We start from the raw sequence: 19,220 nt of genomic DNA, 5'->3' as shown, positions 1-19,220 counted from the left end.
ATACAGGCCGCCGACGGCGGCCTTGCTCTCATGCGCGATCGCTCTCTTCCTGCGGCGGCGGTAACGCGTGGCTTTTTAAATCAATAATCTGCCCGATTTGATCGTGGTAAACGGTGAGCAAATTATAGCGGCTCATCTCCGAGATAATCTGCGGCGCAACGTTAAAGCTGCTCGCCAGCTCATCATGTCGCAGGGTGAGCACCGCGGTATGATGCCGGGTGCGAGCGCGGCGCCGGTTGTAATGATACCAGAGGATCAACAGCCAGCCGTTCAGTGCGGCAATCAGCAGATACACCAGCGCCGTATTCAGTGAAGCCATCAGCGACTCCCAGCGCGGAGAGGGCGGCGCGATGAACTGCATCAGCAAATTGGTGTACAGAAAGAACAGAAAACCGAGCCAGGCCAGCAGCGTTAAACCGGCGTCGACCAGCCGGGGCAGCACACGGTGTTCGGTTAAGATGAGCGTATTTTCATTCATCACAGGCTTCCTTTTCCCCGGTCCGGACTCACCCAGCGCGCGCGGGAACGTTGACGTTTCACCATCACTTTCGGAAAAGCGACCAGCGTGGTCAGCAGGCCGATCATCCAGTAGACCATCGGGAACCAGATCACCCAGAACAGTGATTTGGCGACTTTTTTCTCGTAGCGTCGCTCGATATACAGACTGGCGACGAACTGCAGCAGGCACATCACGCCAAGCAGCATGCCGGTGAACTCCGGCGGAAACAGGCTGTGCACCGCCAGATTGTCAGGCAGCGGCATCAGGCGGCTGAGGATAAACAGCAGAATGGTAACCGCGTAGGCAAAGGCCCACAGCGTGGAGCAGGCATACTCCAGAAACAGCGGCCACATCCGATGATGCTCCCAGTGAAACAGGCGACGGAGGTTGACCAGAAAAACCTCCGCGCCGCCCTGCGCCCAGCGCAGACGCTGCTTCCATAACCCTTTGAGGGTCTCCGGCATCAGGATCCAGCACAGCGCCCGCGGCTCGAAAAAGATGTCCCAGTGGCGGAGCTGAAGCTTCCAGCTGATATCAATATCTTCGGTGATCATATCCGGGCTCCAGTAGCCGACGTCCGCCAGCGCCTGGCGCCGGAAGGCGGCAATCACACCGGAGACGGTAAAGACCCGGCCATAGATCCGCTGCGTCCGCTTGATAAGCCCAATGATCGACGAAAACTCACCCACCTGAATGCGGCCGATCAGCGTGGATCGGGTGCGGATCCGCGGATTGCCGGTGACCGCCCCGACGTGCGGATAGTGGATCAACGGCGCGACCAGCCAGGCCGCGGTATCCCGGTCCAGCAGGGCGTCGCCATCGATGCAGACCAGCAGATCGCCGCGGGCGGCGGCGGCGCCTGCTTTGAGCGCTACCGCTTTTCCCTGATTGGCGGCAAGGTGGATCACCCGCAGCCTCGGCTCCTCCTGCGCCAGCTGCTGGAGCACCTGGGCGGTGTTGTCCGAAGAGCCGTCGTTAATGGCGATCACTTCGAGATTGGCGTAACGCTGGGCCAGCGCCGCGCTGATGGTTTCCCGAGCGTTTTTCTCCTCGTTAAAACAAGGGATCAGGATCGAAATCAGCGGATTGCCCGGCAGCGTCGGCGGCGGGGTATCCTCCCCCCACGGCCAGTGGCGTTCCAGCTGAAACCAGAAATAAAGGCCCCCGGTGATCCACAGCACTGACATAAACAGCGGCCAGAAAAAGACAAAGTCGAGGATAAGCTCGCCGGTAAATACCGCTGCGACACCTAACGGCAGCCCGAATACGAGGCATAAAATACACAATGCGATGATGCGATCAGTCATGGTCAGGGTACCACCAGGAAGAAAATTGCGGCCTGATACGGGAGATATCAGGCTGGTTGTTAATAAAATCGTCAGGGTAGTAGCCGTAGTTTTTGACGCCGTTCAGCCGCAGCAAACGCATCCAGTCCGCCAGCTGCTGGTCGGGAATGGCGTTTTGCTGGCGTCGGTTCCAGTCTCGGGCCTGCAGTTCAAAGATGGTTTTCTTCAGCGCGCCCGGGTGGCTGGCGACGGCCTGGACCAGCCGCGTCAGCCAGGCCTGGCTGGCGTCAATCGGTACGGACTCCATCAGCGGCATCGCCATGGGTACCGTCCAGTCATAGGCGGCAAGGAAGTCATCCAGATTCTGCGCGAACCAGGCTTCGCTCTGCGGCTCCAGGATCGGCAGGGCGAAGAGATTACGCGCCGTTTTCACCTGCGGGCCGCGGATGGCCTGCACCGCCTGGCGTAGATCCAGAGTGAAGCGGGTCAGGGTTTGGCTTTTGAAACGCATCCATGCCTGGCGCTCTTGCGGACGTTGGGGCACCGGGCCGGCATCGTGCCCCAGACCCGTCTGCCGCCAGGCGGCGACCGCCTCCGGGCTCACGTCTTCAAAATCGGTCAGCACGGCGTCATCGTGAAACAGAATCCCGCTGAAGCTGGCGTGCCGGGCCAGATCTTCGTAGATGTCGGTGATCTGCTGGCGAACCCGGGGATCCCAGGGCGACAGGCGAACGTACGGCTGGCGGGCAAGTAACGCCTTCCCGGTTTGCGGATCCCAGCGCTGAACGCGCGGCAGATCGGACGAGAGATCGAAGGCCAGCACCGGCATCCAGGCATAGACCTTCACCCCGCCGCGGGTCTGCAACTGCCAGGAGACGAAGTTAAACAGGTCGGCGCGCATCGGCAGCCAGCGGTTGGGGAAATAGAGCGACTTGACCGTGCCGTCGCCCTGCGGGTCGGAAAAGGCCTGCAGAAAGACATGGCTGATTTTCATGTCATAGACGCGCTGCACCAGCTTATCGATATTTTTCGCCTGCTGGACGGGATTGGGGTCATAGACATAGTCCAGATCCACATGCATCACCCGAACAGGATCGGCTTCCTGAATCTGGGTTACGGCGTTGGCAAAGGCCTTGATCGACGGGTTACCGGCGATCAGCATGCGCGGAATATTGTCCAGATCTTTCACATTGCCCAGGCCGTCGTTCAGCGTAAACGCCAGCTGATACCCCTGCTGTTTGGCGATAGCCAGGGTGCTGCCGCTGGCGGCGCCATAGGGCCACACCCAGGCGCGCGGCGCTTTCCCGGCGACCTCGTGGATTTTCGCCGTCACTTTCTGCACGTCATCGGCCATGCGCCGGGTAAACTGCGCGTCGCTTTCATAGCGGCCGGTGGTTTTATCCCAGCCGCGGTTGGCGGCGGCGGGCTCGCGGCTGCCCTGCGGATTGGCCGGCAGACCGTAGTGCGAGGCCCAGGTGTGCGCGCCGATCTCCACCAGCGGCGAGCGGCTGAGCTCGCGCACCATCTCCCAGGTAGCGAAGCGCTCGCGCGGCGTCATCAGGCCGCCAAAATTAACGGGCTGGTCAGCGGGAGTGTCCACCCAGCTGCCCACCGGCGCCCACAGCGCCGGAACATTCCAGGCTTTAAGTAGCGGCCAGACGCGGGTGTAAAAGCTGCTATAGCCATCGTCGAAGCTGAGAAGAAAAGCCTTAGGTGGCAGTGGCTTAAGTCCTTGGTTCGCATCCAGAATGTCCTGAACGCTCACCGCATGGTAGCCGTGATCCAGCAGCCAGGCGATCTGCTCGTTGAGCGCACTGGTGCGCACTGAAAGATAACGCTGGTCGGCGGCATCGTCTTCCACGTCATGGTAGGCCAGCACCAGAAAGCGATCCGCCGGCCAGGGTTGATTGGCCTCCGGTTGGGGGCGCTGCTGCGGGGCGAGGAAGGGGACTTCCTCAGCACGCACGCTGAAGATAAGGCACAGCCAGACGAGAAGCATCAGGCCGTTGCGCAGGGTCGTGTTCAGCATGGTCATCCTTAAAACCGTATATTTGCATCAAGAGTGATGGCGAGGTTGTTTTCGCGTTTACCGTCGTAGGGGCGTTTGTCCCAGTTCAGCATCACCCCGGTGTCGACGACGTTGTTCCAGCGCAGGCGCTGCCCATAGCTCAGCACCGTGATCGCCCCGGCGGCGTGATTTTTTTGCCAGTAGCTGCCGCCGCCGGCGAGCAGCTGCTGGCTCCAGACGGTGTCATAGCGCTGGTAAAGCGTGTGATCGACGGCCAGCGCCGCGGTGGCGGCGAGGTCCCGTGCCGGACTGTAGTAGGCGGTGTCGGTGCGGCTATTGGCGCTGGCCGACAGACCGGGCTGCAGATCCAGCGTTAACCACGGCGTCTGCCAGAGGCGCTCTTTACCGGCGAGGGTGTACTCCTGGCGGCGGTTGCGATCGGTAAACCGGCTGGCGGCCATGCTGACGCGGTATTCCCGGCGTTCGTTTTGATACCAGCGCAGCCAGCCTTCGCCGCGGTTGGCGCTGACGCCGTTGCGTAACGCGCGCAGCGGAGTCTGCTGCGAAATCCGCTCCAGTTCGCCGCCCAGCTGCCAGCGATCGCTGACGTCGTGGGCGGCGGAAAGGCGGACGCCGGGCTTGTTCTCGCCGTGAAAATTGACGCTGGAGAGTTCAAGCTCGCCCCAGTAGTCGCGCGGGCGCCATTCAACGCCGGCGAACAGCTGGCGACGGCTGCCTTTCCCCTCTTCAAAATTGCCTTCAGCGAAGCGGTGCCCGCCGAACAACCGCCAGCTGTCGGCTAGCGGCGGGCTGTAGATCGCCGTCTCAAAACTGAGGTCGTGGGTGCCGCTCACCGGGTTGTCGGAGTGCAGCCCTTTGCCAACGCTCAGGCGAAGTTCGGAAAGATGATGGACCTCGCGCGCTCTGGCCAGGCGCTGGGTATTCAGATCCCGTGGCGAGCGGGCGACGATGTCGTCAGTCAGCAGATCCATTTGCCGCCACTCCTGCAGATCGAGGGCGACCCAGGCCTGCTGGCGCTCCAGCTGCAGGCTGGCGGGTTCCAGAGATTCCGCTGCTTTTAGCTGGCTTTCGGCGGCTCGCGGTAGCCCTCTGTCCTGCAGAAGGGCGGCATAATCTATCTGCAGGCCCTGATTGCCGGGGGCCGTTGCCGCCAGGCGCTGCATCCGGGCTTCGGCCTGCGGCAGGGCGTTGGTGGCCGCTAAATAGTGCACGTTAAGCGACTGTGCGGTGAGCCAGTCGTCATTCGGCTGCGGCGTCGGCGAACCGTAGAGACGACGGATGTAGGGTGCATTCCGGGTGAGGCGGGCGACATACTGTTGCGCCGCCGGGTACTGACCGGTGTCCAGCAGGGCGTAGAAAAGCTCGTGTTCCTCATTCTGTTGGCTTGTCAGCCACGAGGGATGCTGGTGAATAAGCGTCAGCGCAGGCTCAATTTGCTTAAGGGCGATATAAGAGGAGATGACCCAGCCGATGGCCCAGTCGGGAACGGTCTGCTGCTGCGCGATGAGATTTTGGTATTCACGGATGACCTGCGCGTAATCTGCATTGGCGTACAGCGCACCCAGACGATCAACGCGCGCCCGGATGATGTCGGGCGCAGCCTGTGGGTCGGGGTGCCAGGCGGCAATCATCGCGTCATACTGCGTGAGCGCCGTGCGGGCCAGCGCGTAACGCGCGTTTTCTTCGCGGGAAGGGGTATCGGCAAGGCGCACCAGTTCGGCGGCGGCGTTCAACTGCAGATTGCGCTTTTCCGCAGGCGTCAGTTCGACGCTATTCGCCAGGCCGAGAGCAGGGGAATCGATCCGGTTGCGGGTCAGGGTCGCCATCAGGCTGGCCAGCGCGGCTTTGTTTTGCGGCTCACGATCGAGGATCTGCGTGTCCACCAACAGCTGGTCCCAGCTTTTGCCAAGCCGCAGGTAGACATAAGAGAGGGTCTGCAGGTGCGCAACGCTCGCCTGCTCCGCTACCAGGCGACGCGCTTCGCTGAGCGCCTCGCCGTCCTTGCGGGCATCGGCCAGCGTTTTGATATAGCCGATACGATAATCGTCACTGTCAGGGGCCTGGCTGAGAGCCTGCTGCCAGAGGGTGAGCGAGGCTTGCCACTGTTTCTGGTTACGCAGGGCCTGTGCCGCCGCGGCGGTACCGCGTGCGGGAAGCGGCATATAAACCTGATAGCGTCGCCAGACTTTCACCACTTCATCGTCCTGGCCGGCCCAGAGAGCTACCTGCAGCCAGTCCGCCACCTGAGAAGGGGTTAAGGCATGCCGCAGCTGGTACTGCTGAAGATAAGAGAGAAAGGGGGCGTACTGGCCTTGACGCGCTTGCAGGATCTGCTGGTCATAGAGCGAATCTGCTCCCTGAACCAGCGCCGGGAAGAGCAAAAGCAAGCCGATTGACAGCGAGAGTTTCGTGTTGCGATTAAACAATAACGTATTTGAATAAGGTGATCTTTCCATTTCTATTTGCCATATGTTCATCAAGAATCCATTGCACAACACGACCGTCCTTTGACGGTGAGTTAAAGGATGAGGATGGTCCCATTTAGCTGACTGGCACTGCGGGTGAATGACTTATTGCAAACTAATAAACATATCTCCTGTTGATAATTGAATGGATAATTTATACCCGATACGGCAGCGGATAAATATGGATAAATGATGAGCTGCGTTTTAAGATAATTCTGTAAAATCGACTTAATTCGAGCGGCGTTGTTGAAGTTGGTTTCTTTAACTTACTGAAATAAATAAAAAAGAGAGAGGGTTGGAATTTTGTTTCAAAATTGATGTGCTGCTTATATTGTGAAGAGGTTGGTGGTTTTTACTGGATATTTAAGATGATTTCTGACAAAAATTCTTAATGCCAAAAAAAGCATCTTTTCTGTGGATTTTTTTTATTTATAATTAATCCGTTTATTTTCCATCAGAACGCAAGGAGGGTTTTCACAGCCAGAGTCAGATGCCGCGCTAATGAAAAATCACAGGTCTCGTTATTTTTACCGCCATGCGAAGCGTCCAAAGGGGGAAGGAAAACGTCTGGTTGACGAGAATTTGTTGATTAAATGTTAAAGGGACGATTTGTGGCAACTTCAATGATATTGGTTACTCAGGATTACTATCTTTTTCAAGGGGTTAAGAATTTCTTTCCTGATATCATTCAGTTAGATTCTAGCGGAAAAACGATTTTAGATAATGAGGTTGATGAGGTCTCTCTGCTGGTTGATAGCCGTTCGCCGCTTTGTCATTACGATTACCTGGTGATGGAGGCGGCACAATCCAGAAAGCGAATATGTTGTATCGTCCTCGATATGCGCCATCGGGAAGAGCATTTACTGAGTCTGAAATCGTTTTTAAACATGTCATTATCACCCGCCGATATGGCGACATTATTTGGGCTTTTTCTGGAGATGAAGAGCAAGCGGCTGACCAAAGAGTGGTTTGACGATCTGCGCTTAAGTTTGTCTGAACAGTTAATGCTACGTTTGCTTGGGGCGGGTATGACCATGGAGGAGGTGGCGGTGAATCTGAATACCTCGGTAAAAAGCCTTTACCGGAAGCGCACTGCGCTTTATGAGCGACTGGGGTTAGATAATTTTAATGAAGCCTGCTTATTTATCTTCAGAAATAAACTGCTGGAGCACTCCGTTAGGTCGCCATGAGGCTTGGTTGTACAGGGAGTAGATGACATCGCAAGGTATTTGATAACGGAAATATAATAAATTAAATAGCTATTGATAGGTACAACCGTCGATACCATCCGGTATCCATGGCGGCATTCGACATATAATTCCGGAGCTCTTTGGAAGTAATTACCGCGAATGCGGTTTGCTATGCACAGCGATTATTATAATGAATATATTCCTTGCGCTGCACAGGAATAGTTTTGTCATAAATTAACTCTACCATGGTATTCCGGCCCAGGTGTCGGAATACCATGGGATATCGTGAAAGCATCAGAGGAGCGAGGTGGATGAGAATAAGGGACAGTATTGCTGAACGGTTAGAGGCGAGTGGGCTCTACCGTCGGGCGGCATCCAGATGGATTGAGGTGATGCAGCGCTGCCTGAACGATGATGACAGAGAGTGGATCCGTCACCATCGTAATCAGTGTCTGAAAAAGGCGCAACGTCCGCAAGCGCCGAAAGAGGAGTTTGCCGACCTCCACCAGGCGGCCAAAGAGACACAATATCGCATGGGTATCGCGAAGCCCTATGGCGAAGCGTTCAGGCTGCCCGGCAAAGGGAAAACGGCCGCCGAGTAATCCCTTTCTTCATGGCGTTTGCCTGACGTCTTCGTCTTATCCGGCCTACGGGTCCCCCCGCAGGCTCAAACAGCGTAGGCACGCGCAAGCACAGTGCCACCGGGCGATACACATCAGACGCCGTACCTGCGGTTGTGCCGGATGGCGGCATAAATGCCTTATCCGGCCTACGGGTCCCCCCGCAGGCTCAAACAGCGTAGGCCCGCGCAAGCGCAGCGCCGCCGGGTAGGGGATCATAGAGTGGAGTTCGATGAAGAGTCCGGATGCAGAAAAGCAAAAACCCGCCTTTTGGGCGGGTTCTTTAAATAGTGGTGCCCGGACTCGGACTAACGCCGCAGGCGTTGAACAGCGCGCTTGTCGCGCTGGCCCCGAAGGGGTGAGCCGCTGTGCGGCGAATAATCGAACGGAGTTCGATGAAGAGTCCGGATGCAGAAAAGCAAAAACCCGCCTTTTGGGCGGGTTCTTTAAATAGTGGTGCCCGGACTCGGAATCGAACCAAGGACACGGGGATTTTCAATCCCCTGCTCTACCGACTGAGCTATCCGGGCAACGGGGCGCATTAAACCGTAATCCGCCCACCCCGTCAACCAAATTTCTTAAATTACTTATCGATTGCTTATCTTTGCGGCAATTCTGCGTTCAAAGGCGCGTTTTGGCTTAACTTCACTGCATGCCGTTATCACCCTCGCGGGTTTTCCAGCCGCTGGTAATGGCGATTACGTGGCGCAACCCGGAGATAATATAATCGCCAATGACCTCTTCATCCTCGCGCGGGGAGCTCAGCGTAATTTCCGCATCCACGCCGTGGCGATAGGCGCCATGGTGGCTAAAAATAGTGCCGATATAGCACTTCCCGTTCAGCCAGACCGGAATATAGGCCACTGTCTCATAGATATAGTTGATGGCGACGCCGCTGTAGTAGTTATCCGCCTCGTCGGCGGAGGTGCCCGGTGGGATGGGGCAGATCGGCGCATCGTTGTCGCTGACGGGTTTGTCTTTCAGCAGGCTGCCCTGCATGACCTCCAGCGAACGCAGCAGATCCGCTTTATCGCTGTCGCTGAGGGGTGGGGTTAACGGCTGGTCTTTCTCCGGGGAGCGGATGCTGTTCAGCGTATAGCGATAGCGAACCGTCACCGCGGGCGTCTGGCTCGCAGTGCTGAACGGGCGCAGCAGGTAGAGATTATCTTCGCCAAACTGGCCGTTGTACCACAGGGCATACACCTGACCGTTGATTTTGACCCAGTGGTTCCATTGGTTAGCCCCGCGGCCATTGATAGAAAAGAGGGCGCCGGGCACCCCGGCATCGAAATCATCGCCGTTATCACTGTCGCTGCCGTCGACGGCGGCAAAGTCATTATCGCCGCGCCGGAGCACCCCGGTGTAGCTGAAGAGCCCGGTGCCGCCCACGTAGCTGTCGATGATCAGATCGCGTTTGCCGTCACCGTCGAGATCGATCAGGGTAAAGCTGACTTTACCGTTTTCTGAATCTGCGCTGATCGAGGAGCGCAGAAACGCCTGCCACTCGTCATCGCTGATATCCGGGGAAGGTTTGCTGGTCGAAACCAGGGTGTCATCGGCGTAGGTGAGCGTGAAGTCGGTAATATGGCCGGTTAACGGAAACTGCTCGGCGACCTTATTCAGCGACAATTCTGGATCGCTTTTTTGCGCTTTTAACACTGCGTTATACAGCGTGCGCAGGGCGAGGTTATCCGCCTCTTTCTGCTGCCTGGGGATCACCTGGCTGACAAAGGTCGGCAGCATCCAGGTGCCGCCGGGGGTGATTTCCCGACACATACCGGTGCTGTACTTCAGGCTGGGGGTAAAGGTTTTACCGTCCCAGACGCGGGTTTCGCCGGTTAGGCAGTCGGCAATGCCCCGTTCTTTGTGCAAAAAGACGATAGTGCCGTTGGCGTAGCTCGAGGCCTCGGTGGTCAGCAACCGTGGCTTGTTCAGCTGGGCGTTATCGACCAGCCACAGCGCATAGCCGTCGTTATAGGGCGCTCGCCAGCAGAGCGCCTGCACCAGAGAATGGGTTTTATCCAGCGCGGTCAGCGTGATCTGGCGCTCTGCCGCCGGGATGGCCGGGTTCTGCCAGTCGTCACAGCGCTGGTTCAGCAGCGGCGTCAGGGAGGGCAGCAGCTTCTGGCGCTGAAGTATGCTCAGCGCCACCGGCTGCGCGTTATGGATCACCGGGGCGGCGATAATCTCCGGGGCGGCAGTGGCTGGCAAAATGGCATCGTCGCCGGCATCGCCTTTATCCAGCAGCGCGTCGGCGGTGCCGGTGCGTCGCTGAAACGCATCCATTTTACCCAGTACCTCGCGGCTGCCGGCGCTGGAAAGCGGCAGGTGCTGGCCGTTAAGGGTGAATTCGATTTTGCGCTGATTCGCCAGGGCCTGTAGCAGGGCGGCAGTCTGATCGCTGTCCAGACGGAAGTGGCTGTCGTCCTGGGCGTCCAGCGCGCCAAGATCCCGGTCGTCGATCAGCAGGCTGGCGGTGGAGTCGGCGGGGATATCGTGCTCGATTTGCGCAAAGGTGGCCGTGGCGGCGAGGCGCTGTTCGCTGCCGGCGTTGCGGGTCAACAGCACGCTGACCTCGCCCATGCGGACGCCGTAACCCGCCGCCCGGCAGGTGCCAGTGTTATCGCAGGCGAGCTCCCAGTCTTTTTGCGTAAAGGAAAAACCTTGCAGGGGAGCCGCCAGCAGAGGTGTGGAGCACAGCCCCAGCCAGGCAGCCCAGAAGAACGCGCGCATATCAATCCCTGTCAGCAATCAGTGAGGGGGAAATTATAGGCGCGACGTGGCGGTTAGGATATCAGAATCAGGTTAAGGCGCCGCCCATACGACACTGGGCGAAGCGCAGAATATCTTCTGCCAGCCGCCGGGCCGTATCCACATCCGTCTGGCTACGCTTGATCAGCAGACGGCTCAGGCAGCCCTCGACGATCAGCTCCATCTGTTTAGCGACCATTTCCGGGTCATCCACCTCCAGCTGAGTCAGCAGCTCATGAGTAAAGGCCAGCGAAGCCTGCTTCTGCTGTTCCGCCAGCTGGTGAATGGGGTGCTGGGGATCAGGATAGAAGGTGCAGGCGGCGATAAACAGACAGCCGGGGTAGCGGTGGTTACTAACGCAGGTGGTGAGCGCGGCATAGCGTGCCAGCAGCTTTTGCTCTGCGCTTAAGGTGTCGTCCAGCAGCAACTGTCGGCGCCAGGCATCCACCTGCTGGCTCAGATAGCGAAGCGCGTCGTACAGCAGCGCTTCGCGATCGGGCCAGAAGCGTTTCAGGTCGCTCGTCGGACAGGACACGCGCTCAGCGACCATCTCCAGCGACGTGTTGGCGATACCTTCAATTTCAAGAATTTTAATGGCTTCTGCCAGGACGTCTTCACGTAGCACGGTGTTCTCCTCCATCTTTCCTCCTAAAGTGTCGCTCACGCTTGCCAATCGCGCAAATGGGCGCTGAATGCCGCGGCATCCATAAAGCCGGTGACTCGCCGCTCAGGCTGTTCCTGACCCTCAGCGTTGAAGAACAAGATCGTCGGCAGACCGAGCACCTGCCGGTGTTTCAGCAGCGCGACGTCTTGCGGGCTGTTCTTCGTCACATCAATCTGTAATAACACGGTGCCTTTCAGCGCCTGCTGCACGTCAGGTGAACTAAAGGTGTATTTTTCAAACTCTTTGCACGCCACGCACCAGTCGGCGTAAAGATCGAGCATCACCGGTTGGCCTTTTGCCTGCGCCAGCGCCTGGTTAAGCTCGGCCACCGAGTTGACGCGGGTGAACGTCAGATGCGCCTGCTGCTCGACTGCCGGAGCGCCAAATGCCCAGTCCTGCAGGGGCCGCGCGCTGACCAGCGCGGCAGCAAGCAGGATGATTTGTACCAGCCGCATCCACGGCCGGGTAGCGCCCAGCGAGGTGATAAACGCCCAGCTGAAGAAGGCGACGCCAAGCATTGACCACAGACGTAATCCCCACGGGTCGCCGACAATGCGCTCCAGCAGGAAAACGGGCAGAGCCAGGATCACGAACCCGAAGGCGGTCTTCACATGGCTCATCCACGGGCCGCTCTTCGGCAGCAGACGGTTGCCAAATACGGTGACGAGGATCAATGGCAGGCCCATGCCCAGCGCGTAGAGGTACAGCGTGCCGCCGCCCAGCCAGAGATTACCGCTCTGGGCGATATACAACAGGATGGCGCTCAGCGGCGCGGTGGTGCATGGGGAGCAGATCAGTCCGGCAATGGCGCCCATCGCGAAAACGCCACCGGGCGAGCCGCCCTGGCGCTTATTGCTGAGCAGCGCCAGCCGCGTCTGCAGCGAGGAGGGCAACTGGAGCGTGAACAGGCCGAACATGGAGAGCGCCAGCAGAATAAATACCACCGACAGTCCCGCCAGGACATACGGGTGCTGCAGGGCCGCCTGGAACTGCAGACCGGCGGCGGCCACTACCAGCCCCAGCGCGGTGTAGGTTAAGGCCATCCCCTGGACGTAAATAAAGGCCAGCAGCAGGGCGCGCGCGGTGGAAAGCCGCTGCTTTCCGCCCAGCACAATGCCGGAAATCAGCGGGTACATCGGCAGCACGCAGGGGGTGAAGGCGATACCAATACCTATCAGCAGCGCCCACAGCGCCGTAAAGGGCAGGCGGGCAGGCGTGTCTGCAGGCGGCACTGCGGCAGGCGCAGGTGATGTGGCGAGCTCCGGGGCCGGTCGCGGCTCAACCGGCAGCGGCGGGTTGAACGCCGGACGGCTGCTCGTCGACGGCATGGGCTCGATGGCGGTTGCCTGGCCGTCGGCAGAAGTCGCCAGCACGGCGCTCAGCGGGATCACTTTGGTTTCCGGTGGATAACAGAATCCGGCATCGGCGCAGCCCTGCCAGGTGACGGTGAGGGTGGCGTCTTTCTCCGCCTGCTTCACCGTGACCGGCACGGTCAGGCGCTGGCGGAAAATCTCGCTTTTGCCGTAAAACTCATCTTGATGCCACTCTCCTGCCGGGAGCGCCGGTTCGTCGATCGTCGCCCCGGCGGCGCGAAAGGTAAACTGTTGACGATAAAGATAGTAACCATCCTTGATTTGCCAGCTCAGGTTGACATCGTGCTGTTGCTGCTGAAAGTCAAAGGCGAAGGCCTGGTCAGCAGGCACGAAGTTCGAGCGCCCCGGCGCGTCGAATAACCCGGCGGTGGCTGACGTGCTGCACAGCAGCAGGATCAGCGTAATGATGCGGTAAGCCATGAGAGGTAATCGTTGTCTCCATGAATGACGGGTAGAACCAGCAGTTCAGGGGTTTGATACGGGTGGTGAGACTTCAGGCAATCCAGCAGCGCCTGCTGATGGGCAAGGTCGGTTTTGAGCAGCATCTGAACTTCATACTCCTGCTCGAGTTTCCCTTCCCAGTAATAGAGCGAGGTGGCGCCCGGCAGCAGCGTGGCACAGGCGGCCAGCTTGTCCGCCAGCGCTTTTGCCGCCAGATCCTGGGCGGTCGCTTCATCCGGCGCGGTACAGAGCACAACAACAGCATCAGGCGTAGTCATCATGAACCTCGTATCAGCGAAAAGAGGCACTATAGCACGCAAGATGCGGGGATATTAGCGTCACGATCGGGGGTAGGGGAGGGAAACGGGCAGCGGGCCCGCGCGGGGCCCGCTGCCAGCGGTATTTACAGCATAATCCCGCCAAAGATAAAGCCCAGGATCACGCACAGCGTGATAGCGATAACGCCGGGGATCAGGAAGGCGTGGTTAAAGACGTATTTGCCGATGCGCGTCGAGCCGGTGTCGTCCATCTCCACCGCCGCCAGCAGGGTCGGATAGGTTGGCAGGACGAACAGTGCCGAGACGGCGGCAAACGAGGCGATCGCCGTCAGCGGGCTGACGCCGAGCAGCAGCGCGGCGGGCATCAGCGCCTTGGTGGTGGCTGCCTGTGAGTAGAGCAGCGTGGCGGCGAAGAACAGCACCACCGCCAGCAGCCATGGGTAATTGTGCAGCAGGTCGCCGGCCACGGCCTGGATATCGCTGATGTGCGCTTTAACGAAGGTATCGCCCAGCCAGGCGACGCCGAGGACGCAGACGCAGGCGCTCATCCCGGATTTAAAGGTGCTGGCGTTGAGCACTTCGCCAGTGTCGATTTTGCAGGTGATGCTAATCAGGGTGGCGATGGTCAGCATAAACACCACGATCGCTTCGTTACGCGGCAGCACCGGGTTCTTGATCAGGCCGACGGTATCGCTGATGGCCGTGGCGTAGAACATCACCGCCACGATGCCGATCAAAAACAGGAGGACAGAGCGTTTGGCGTGCGGCTTCAGCTCAAACACCTGGCTGCCGCGCAGTCTAACTTCCCCCTTGGCCAGCCGCTCCTGGTAAATGGGATCGTCTTTCAGTTCGCAGCCGAGGAAGTTGCAAACAATCGCGGTGAGCATTACCGCCAGCAGGGTGACCGGAATACAGATGGCCAGCAGCGTCAGGTAGCTAACGCCCAGCGGCTCAAGGATCCCGGCAAAGAACACCACCGCCGCGGAGATAGGCGAGGCGGTGATCGCTATCTGAGAGGCCACGACCGCAATCGACAGCGGACGAGATGGGCGAATGCCTTGCTCTTTGGCCACTTCGGTGATCACCGGCAGCGTGGAGAAGGCGGTATGGCCGGTGCCGGCGAGTACGGTCATAAACCAGGTCACCAGCGGGGCAAGGAAGGTAATGTACTTCGGGTGGCGGCGCAGCATCCGTTCGGCGAGGCTGACCAGGTAATCCATCCCGCCGGCGACCTGCATGGCGGCGATAGCGGCGATGACCGCCATGATGATTTCAATAACGTCGAAGGGGATCGCACCCGGTTTGATTTGAAAAATAAGCGTCAGGACAAGGACGCCAAGGCCACCGGCAAAGCCGATACCAATGCCGCCGAGCCTGGCGCCGAGATAAATCGCCAGCAGGACAATAACCAGTTCTGCACCAAACATATATGCCTTCCTTGTTTTTTAACAAGTTGATATTGGATTGTTGTATTTTAGTAAAACTAAAAAGCAAAAAAGGCATGTCATCGCTGACATGCCTTTCAATGACTAACCGGAAAGATTACTGTTCGCTTTCATCGGTATAACGCTTCGCTTTATAAGCAGGATGCATCAGGTTTTGCGCGGAGAAAATATCATCCAGCTCCGCCGCCGTCAGCAGCCCACGCTCCAGCACCACTTCCCGCACGCTCTTGCCGGTTTCGGCGCAGATCTTGCCGACGATATCGCCATTGTGGTGGCCGATAAACGGGTTGAGGTAGGTGACGATGCCGATGGAGTTGTAGACGTAGCCTTCACATACCGCTTTATTGGCGGTGATGCCGTTAACGCATTTCTCCAGCAGGTTGTAGCAGGCGTTGGTCAGGATATGTATGGATTCGAACATCGCCTGGCCGATCACCGGCTCCATCACGTTCAGCTGCAGCTGCCCGGCTTCGGAGGCCATGGTCACCGTGGTGTCGTTGCCGATGACTTTAAAGCAGACCTGGTTGACCACCTCCGGCACTACCGGGTTAACCTTCGCCGGCATAATAGAGGAACCCGCCTGCAGCTCCGGCAGGTTGATTTCGTTGAGGCCTGTGCGTGGACCGGAAGAGAGCAGGCGCAGGTCGTTACAGATCTTGGACAGTTTCACCGCCAGGCGTTTCAGCGAACTGTGAACCATAACGTACGCCCCGCAGTCCGAGGTGGCTTCAATCAGATCTTCCGCCGGAACGACCGGTAAGTTGCTCACTTCCGCCAGCTTCTGCACCGCCAGCTGTTGATAGCCGTCCGGGGTGTTGAGGCGTGTACCGATGGCGGTGGCGCCGAGGTTCACCTCCAGCAGCAGCTCCGCAGTGCGCAGAATACTTTTGGTCTCTTCATTAAGCAGCACATTGAAGGCATGGAACTCCTGGCCGAGGGTCATCGGCACCGCGTCCTGCAGCTGGGTGCGGCCCATTTTGAGGATGTCCTGGAACTCTACGGCTTTCGCCTGGAAGCCTTCGCCCAGCTGTTTAATCGCATCGATTAACTTCAGGATGGAGGCATACACCGCGATGCGGAATCCGGTCGGGTAGGCATCGTTGGTGGACTGGCATTTGTTGACGTGATCGTTTGGGTTCAGGTACTGGTATTCGCCTTTCTGATGGCCCATCAGCTCGAGGCCGATGTTCGCCAGGACTTCGTTGGTGTTCATGTTTACGGAGGTGCCGGCCCCGCCCTGGAAGACATCGACCGGGAACTGGTCCATGCATTTGCCGTTATTGAGGACTTCGTCACAGGCGGCGATAATCGCATTTGCCGCGCTTTTGGGAATGGTCTGCAGCTCCTTGTTCGCCAGCGCGGCGGCTTTCTTCACCATCACCATGCCGCGCACGAATTCTGGTATGTCGCTGATTTTGCTGTTGCTAATGTAGAAGTTTTCAATCGCTCGCAGAGTATGAACGCCGTAGTAAGCGTCCGCGGGAACTTCCCTGGTGCCCAACAGATCTTCTTCGATACGAATGTTGTTTAACATGTGAACCTTCTTTTCAAGCTGCCAATGAATTCACCAAATACACAGAATATCCAGGATTCAGTATATTTTCTGGCCGACGATTATTTCCTTAACCGGCCTGGTGCCCAAGATCATATGCTGATGATAGCGAATATCAGTAAGCTTGATCACTTATTACATCGCGGGTGTGAGAAGATTTATTAATCTGTGAAATGGGTCACCGCTTTCCTATTGCTGGAAAAAATAAGCATTTCCGCTGATTGAAAAGCCGCGCAGCATCCCCATCTTAGTGGGATGCGATCAGCAAATTGATGATTACGGGGGCTGAGCTCAGCGCCCGTTAGATGAAGGAGACGCCGGTGCGTTGGATTCCGTTTATTGCCTTTTTTCTTTACGTTTACATTGAGATATCGATCTTTATTCAGGTCGCGCACGTGCTGGGCGTCTTTATGACCCTAATCCTGGTGATCTTTAGCTCGGTGGTAGGGATGTCGCTGGTGCGTAACCAGGGCTTCAAAAATTTCCTGCTGATGCAGCAGAAGATGGCCGCAGGCGAGAGCCCGGCGGCGGAGATGATCAAGAGCGTTTCACTGATTATTGCCGGTCTGCTGCTGTTGCTCCCGGGGTTCTTTACCGACTTCCTTGGCCTGCTGCTGTTACTGCCGCCGGTGCAGAAGCACCTGACGATGAAGCTGATGCCGCATCTGCGCTTCAGCCGGATGCCGGGCGGCGGCTTTAGCGCCGGAACTGGCGGCGGTGAGACCTTCGAAGGGGAATTCCAGCGTAAGGATGAGCAGCGCGATCGTCTGGACCATAAGGACGATCCCCGCGATTAACATCCCCCGGCCCGGTCAGCAGATGCGACCGGGCCGCTTTCTTTCCAGGCCTACACGCTTCCCGTCGCCAGCTTGCGCCTGGGTAAAAACAGCCACAGCCCCGCCAGCATCACCAGCGCGTACAGACTCTTCCAGCCGACCATCGCCAGCAGCAGCAGACAGAGAATACTGCCCACCACCGCCAATAGCCGATAGCGCCCGCGCAGCAAACGACAGCCGGCCAGCATGCACAGCAGATAGATCATGATGAAAATGCCGTTGGCATAGACGATCAGCGCGTCCAGGTTGATATCGAGCAAATAGATACACAGGGTGCTGACCACGCAGGAGCCCAGCACGGCGTTGAGGGCATTGCGCGGGATCTGCCGTGGCGACAGGCGGGCGAGGTAGCTTTCGGGCTTATGCTGCGCCTGCGACCAGACCAGGCGGGCGAAGCTTTGAATATAGATGTTGAGGCTGGCGAAACAGGCGAGATAGCCGATGACGCAGGCCACCCACAGCGCTTCGACACCGAACAGACGGACCACGATGTTCGGTAGTGACGCCGCCGCCGCCATCTCCTCGCCAAAGGCGTGGAAGTGCAGCACCAGCACGGTACAGGCCCAGTAGACCGAACCGGCAAGCAGCAGGCCTATCATCAGCGCCCTGGGGAAGTCACGCTCGGGATGTTTAAACTCCGAGGCCAGGTGAGCAAAAGCTTCCAGACCGACAAAGCACCAGAACATGACCGACAGCGCGGAGAAGAGCTGACCATGGTCGATCTCCGTCAGGGCGGGGAAGGGGATCTGCGCCGGGCTTATCCCGCCACGCCACCAGACGGCGACGATCAGCGCCACAATCAGCACGGCAACCAGCGTCTGCAGGTTGGCGCTGGAGCTGGCGCCACGCGAACCGATCCACCAGACGATGGCCAGGGTGCCCAGCTCCGCCAGCAGTAGCTGCGCATCATGCCAGCCGAACAGCGCCTGGCCGAAGCCGGTGGCGATGTGCAGCGCGGCGGGGAGTCCGACCGGGATAACGGATAAAAACAGCCAGCCGGTGACGCTGGCCAGACGTGGGCCAAATGCCATATCGACAAAGTGGGCCACGCCGCCCGCGCTGGGAAAATGGCGGCCCAGTAGGGCAAAGACGATGGCAATCGGGAAAACAAGGAGAATGAGCAGCGGCCATGCCCACAGACTGTTATCGCCAGCGACCAGCGCCGCCAGCGCCGGGACGGCGAAGACGCCGGTACCCAGCAATGAGGTGGAAAGTAATCCGACTCCCTGTCCCAGTCCCAACTCCTGTTTTAAACCACTCATGATTCCATCCTGCGCCAGTGAAAAAAAAGAGAGTATCACAATCGCTTTTCCTTATGACGCATTGGCCGATAGCGCTGCTTTTTGCGCACTAGCGCAAAGGTAAAAATTTTTTTTGATTTTGCCCTTGAAGCGGGAAATGGCCACCCCCATCTCTCTCTGCACTAGCCGGTAAACCGCGTTCGGCCCGGCGTCACCCATAACTGATAATGACTTTCTCGAAGGAGAGCTATCAATGAGTATTCGTCCGTTACATGATCGTGTGATCGTCAAACGTAAAGAAGTTGAAACCAAATCTGCAGGCGGCATCGTTCTGACCGGTTCTGCGGCAGCTAAATCAACTCGTGGCGAAATCATCGCTGTCGGTAAAGGCCGCATTCTGGAAAACGGAACTGTGCAGCCGCTGGACGTTAAAGTTGGTGACATCGTGATTTTCAACGATGGCTACGGCGTGAAGTCTGAGAAGATCGACAACGAAGAAGTGCTGATCATGTCCGAAAGCGACATCCTGGCAATTGTTGAAGCGTAATTC

At 58.1% G+C, this 19,220-nt stretch carries 15 protein-coding genes, 1 tRNA gene and 1 pseudogene; 4 read left to right on the top strand and 13 right to left on the bottom strand.

The features are described from left to right. Window positions 1-28: 28 nt before the first annotated feature. Genes pgaD through pgaA form a run of 4 tightly spaced genes read right to left on the bottom strand, consistent with a single transcriptional unit; the run spans window position 29 to window position 6,270 of the window. On the bottom strand, window positions 29-478 hold the full coding sequence (gene pgaD, locus DTA24_RS26005) for a poly-beta-1,6-N-acetyl-D-glucosamine biosynthesis protein PgaD (RefSeq protein WP_123837132.1): 450 nt from the start codon (window positions 476-478) through the stop codon (window positions 29-31). Continuing rightward, window positions 478-1,806, bottom strand: a complete 1,329-nt coding sequence (pgaC, locus tag DTA24_RS26000; RefSeq protein WP_008807230.1) for a poly-beta-1,6-N-acetyl-D-glucosamine synthase — start codon at window positions 1,804-1,806, stop codon at window positions 478-480. The genes pgaD and pgaC overlap by 1 nt, the downstream gene beginning before the upstream one ends. Continuing rightward, window positions 1,799-3,814 (bottom strand): poly-beta-1,6-N-acetyl-D-glucosamine N-deacetylase PgaB, encoded by a 2,016-nt coding sequence (gene pgaB / locus DTA24_RS25995; RefSeq protein WP_064160982.1) that lies wholly within the window; start codon window positions 3,812-3,814, stop codon window positions 1,799-1,801. Before pgaB ends, pgaC begins: the two co-directional genes overlap by 8 nt. A gap of 8 nt (window positions 3,815-3,822) precedes the next feature. Further along, window positions 3,823-6,270 (bottom strand): poly-beta-1,6 N-acetyl-D-glucosamine export porin PgaA, encoded by a 2,448-nt coding sequence (gene pgaA / locus DTA24_RS25990; protein ID WP_164481357.1) that lies wholly within the window; start codon window positions 6,268-6,270, stop codon window positions 3,823-3,825. Between the two features lie 632 nt (window positions 6,271-6,902). Here pgaA and DTA24_RS25985 point away from each other — a divergent pair. Continuing rightward, window positions 6,903-7,469 (top strand): helix-turn-helix transcriptional regulator, encoded by a 567-nt coding sequence (locus DTA24_RS25985; RefSeq protein WP_012969132.1) that lies wholly within the window; start codon window positions 6,903-6,905, stop codon window positions 7,467-7,469. Here DTA24_RS25985 and DTA24_RS28555 read toward each other — a convergent pair. After that, window positions 7,467-7,586: pseudogene (locus DTA24_RS28555) on the bottom strand (hypothetical protein); the annotation flags it as partial. The gene DTA24_RS25985 and the pseudogene DTA24_RS28555 sit on opposite strands and share 3 nt — an antisense overlap. A gap of 128 nt (window positions 7,587-7,714) precedes the next feature. On the opposite strand from DTA24_RS28555, the gene DTA24_RS25980 reads away from it, so the two are divergent. Then, on the top strand, window positions 7,715-8,071 hold the full coding sequence (locus DTA24_RS25980; RefSeq protein WP_306431235.1) for a PerC family transcriptional regulator: 357 nt from the start codon (window positions 7,715-7,717) through the stop codon (window positions 8,069-8,071). A 472-nt stretch (window positions 8,072-8,543) separates the two neighbouring features. Here the strand turns inward: DTA24_RS25980 and DTA24_RS25965 are convergent. The 7 genes from DTA24_RS25965 to aspA form a co-directional block, all read right to left on the bottom strand. Beyond that, window positions 8,544-8,619, bottom strand: a tRNA-Phe gene (locus DTA24_RS25965). A gap of 115 nt (window positions 8,620-8,734) precedes the next feature. Then, on the bottom strand, window positions 8,735-10,822 hold the full coding sequence (locus tag DTA24_RS25960; RefSeq protein ID WP_042946867.1) for a DUF1176 domain-containing protein: 2,088 nt from the start codon (window positions 10,820-10,822) through the stop codon (window positions 8,735-8,737). A gap of 67 nt (window positions 10,823-10,889) precedes the next feature. Further along, window positions 10,890-11,465, bottom strand: coding sequence for a transcriptional regulator (locus DTA24_RS25955; RefSeq protein ID WP_123837195.1), 576 nt, complete (start codon window positions 11,463-11,465; stop codon window positions 10,890-10,892). A 35-nt stretch (window positions 11,466-11,500) separates the two neighbouring features. Continuing rightward, window positions 11,501-13,297 (bottom strand): protein-disulfide reductase DsbD, encoded by a 1,797-nt coding sequence (locus DTA24_RS25950; RefSeq protein ID WP_123837130.1) that lies wholly within the window; start codon window positions 13,295-13,297, stop codon window positions 11,501-11,503. Continuing rightward, window positions 13,273-13,596, bottom strand: coding sequence for a divalent cation tolerance protein CutA (cutA, locus tag DTA24_RS25945; protein ID WP_008807222.1), 324 nt, complete (start codon window positions 13,594-13,596; stop codon window positions 13,273-13,275). The genes DTA24_RS25950 and cutA overlap by 25 nt, the downstream gene beginning before the upstream one ends. Window positions 13,597-13,721: 125 nt before the next feature. Next, complete coding sequence (locus DTA24_RS25940; protein ID WP_008807221.1) at window positions 13,722-15,023, bottom strand: anaerobic C4-dicarboxylate transporter; 1,302 nt, start codon at window positions 15,021-15,023, stop codon at window positions 13,722-13,724. Between the two features lie 115 nt (window positions 15,024-15,138). Next, window positions 15,139-16,575, bottom strand: a complete 1,437-nt coding sequence (gene aspA, locus DTA24_RS25935) for an aspartate ammonia-lyase (protein ID WP_123837129.1) — start codon at window positions 16,573-16,575, stop codon at window positions 15,139-15,141. A gap of 338 nt (window positions 16,576-16,913) precedes the next feature. On the opposite strand from aspA, the gene DTA24_RS25925 reads away from it, so the two are divergent. Beyond that, complete coding sequence (locus tag DTA24_RS25925) at window positions 16,914-17,390, top strand: FxsA family protein (RefSeq protein WP_012543133.1); 477 nt, start codon at window positions 16,914-16,916, stop codon at window positions 17,388-17,390. A gap of 50 nt (window positions 17,391-17,440) precedes the next feature. Here DTA24_RS25925 and yjeH read toward each other — a convergent pair whose 3' ends face one another. Next, window positions 17,441-18,691: an L-methionine/branched-chain amino acid transporter gene (gene yjeH / locus DTA24_RS25920; RefSeq protein ID WP_012543132.1), complete on the bottom strand. Its 1,251-nt coding sequence runs from the start codon at window positions 18,689-18,691 to the stop codon at window positions 17,441-17,443. Between the two features lie 232 nt (window positions 18,692-18,923). Between yjeH and DTA24_RS25915 the strand changes: the two genes are divergently transcribed. Beyond that, on the top strand, window positions 18,924-19,217 hold the full coding sequence (locus DTA24_RS25915) for a co-chaperone GroES (RefSeq protein ID WP_003855929.1): 294 nt from the start codon (window positions 18,924-18,926) through the stop codon (window positions 19,215-19,217). Window positions 19,218-19,220 lie beyond the last annotated feature (3 nt).

The sequence above is a fragment of the Klebsiella sp. P1CD1 genome, from assembly GCF_003790505.1.
Lineage (GTDB): Bacteria > Pseudomonadota > Gammaproteobacteria > Enterobacterales > Enterobacteriaceae > Klebsiella > Klebsiella variicola.
Note: the sequence above shows the minus strand (reverse complement) of the source record. Positions and strands in the feature narration are given on the sequence as shown.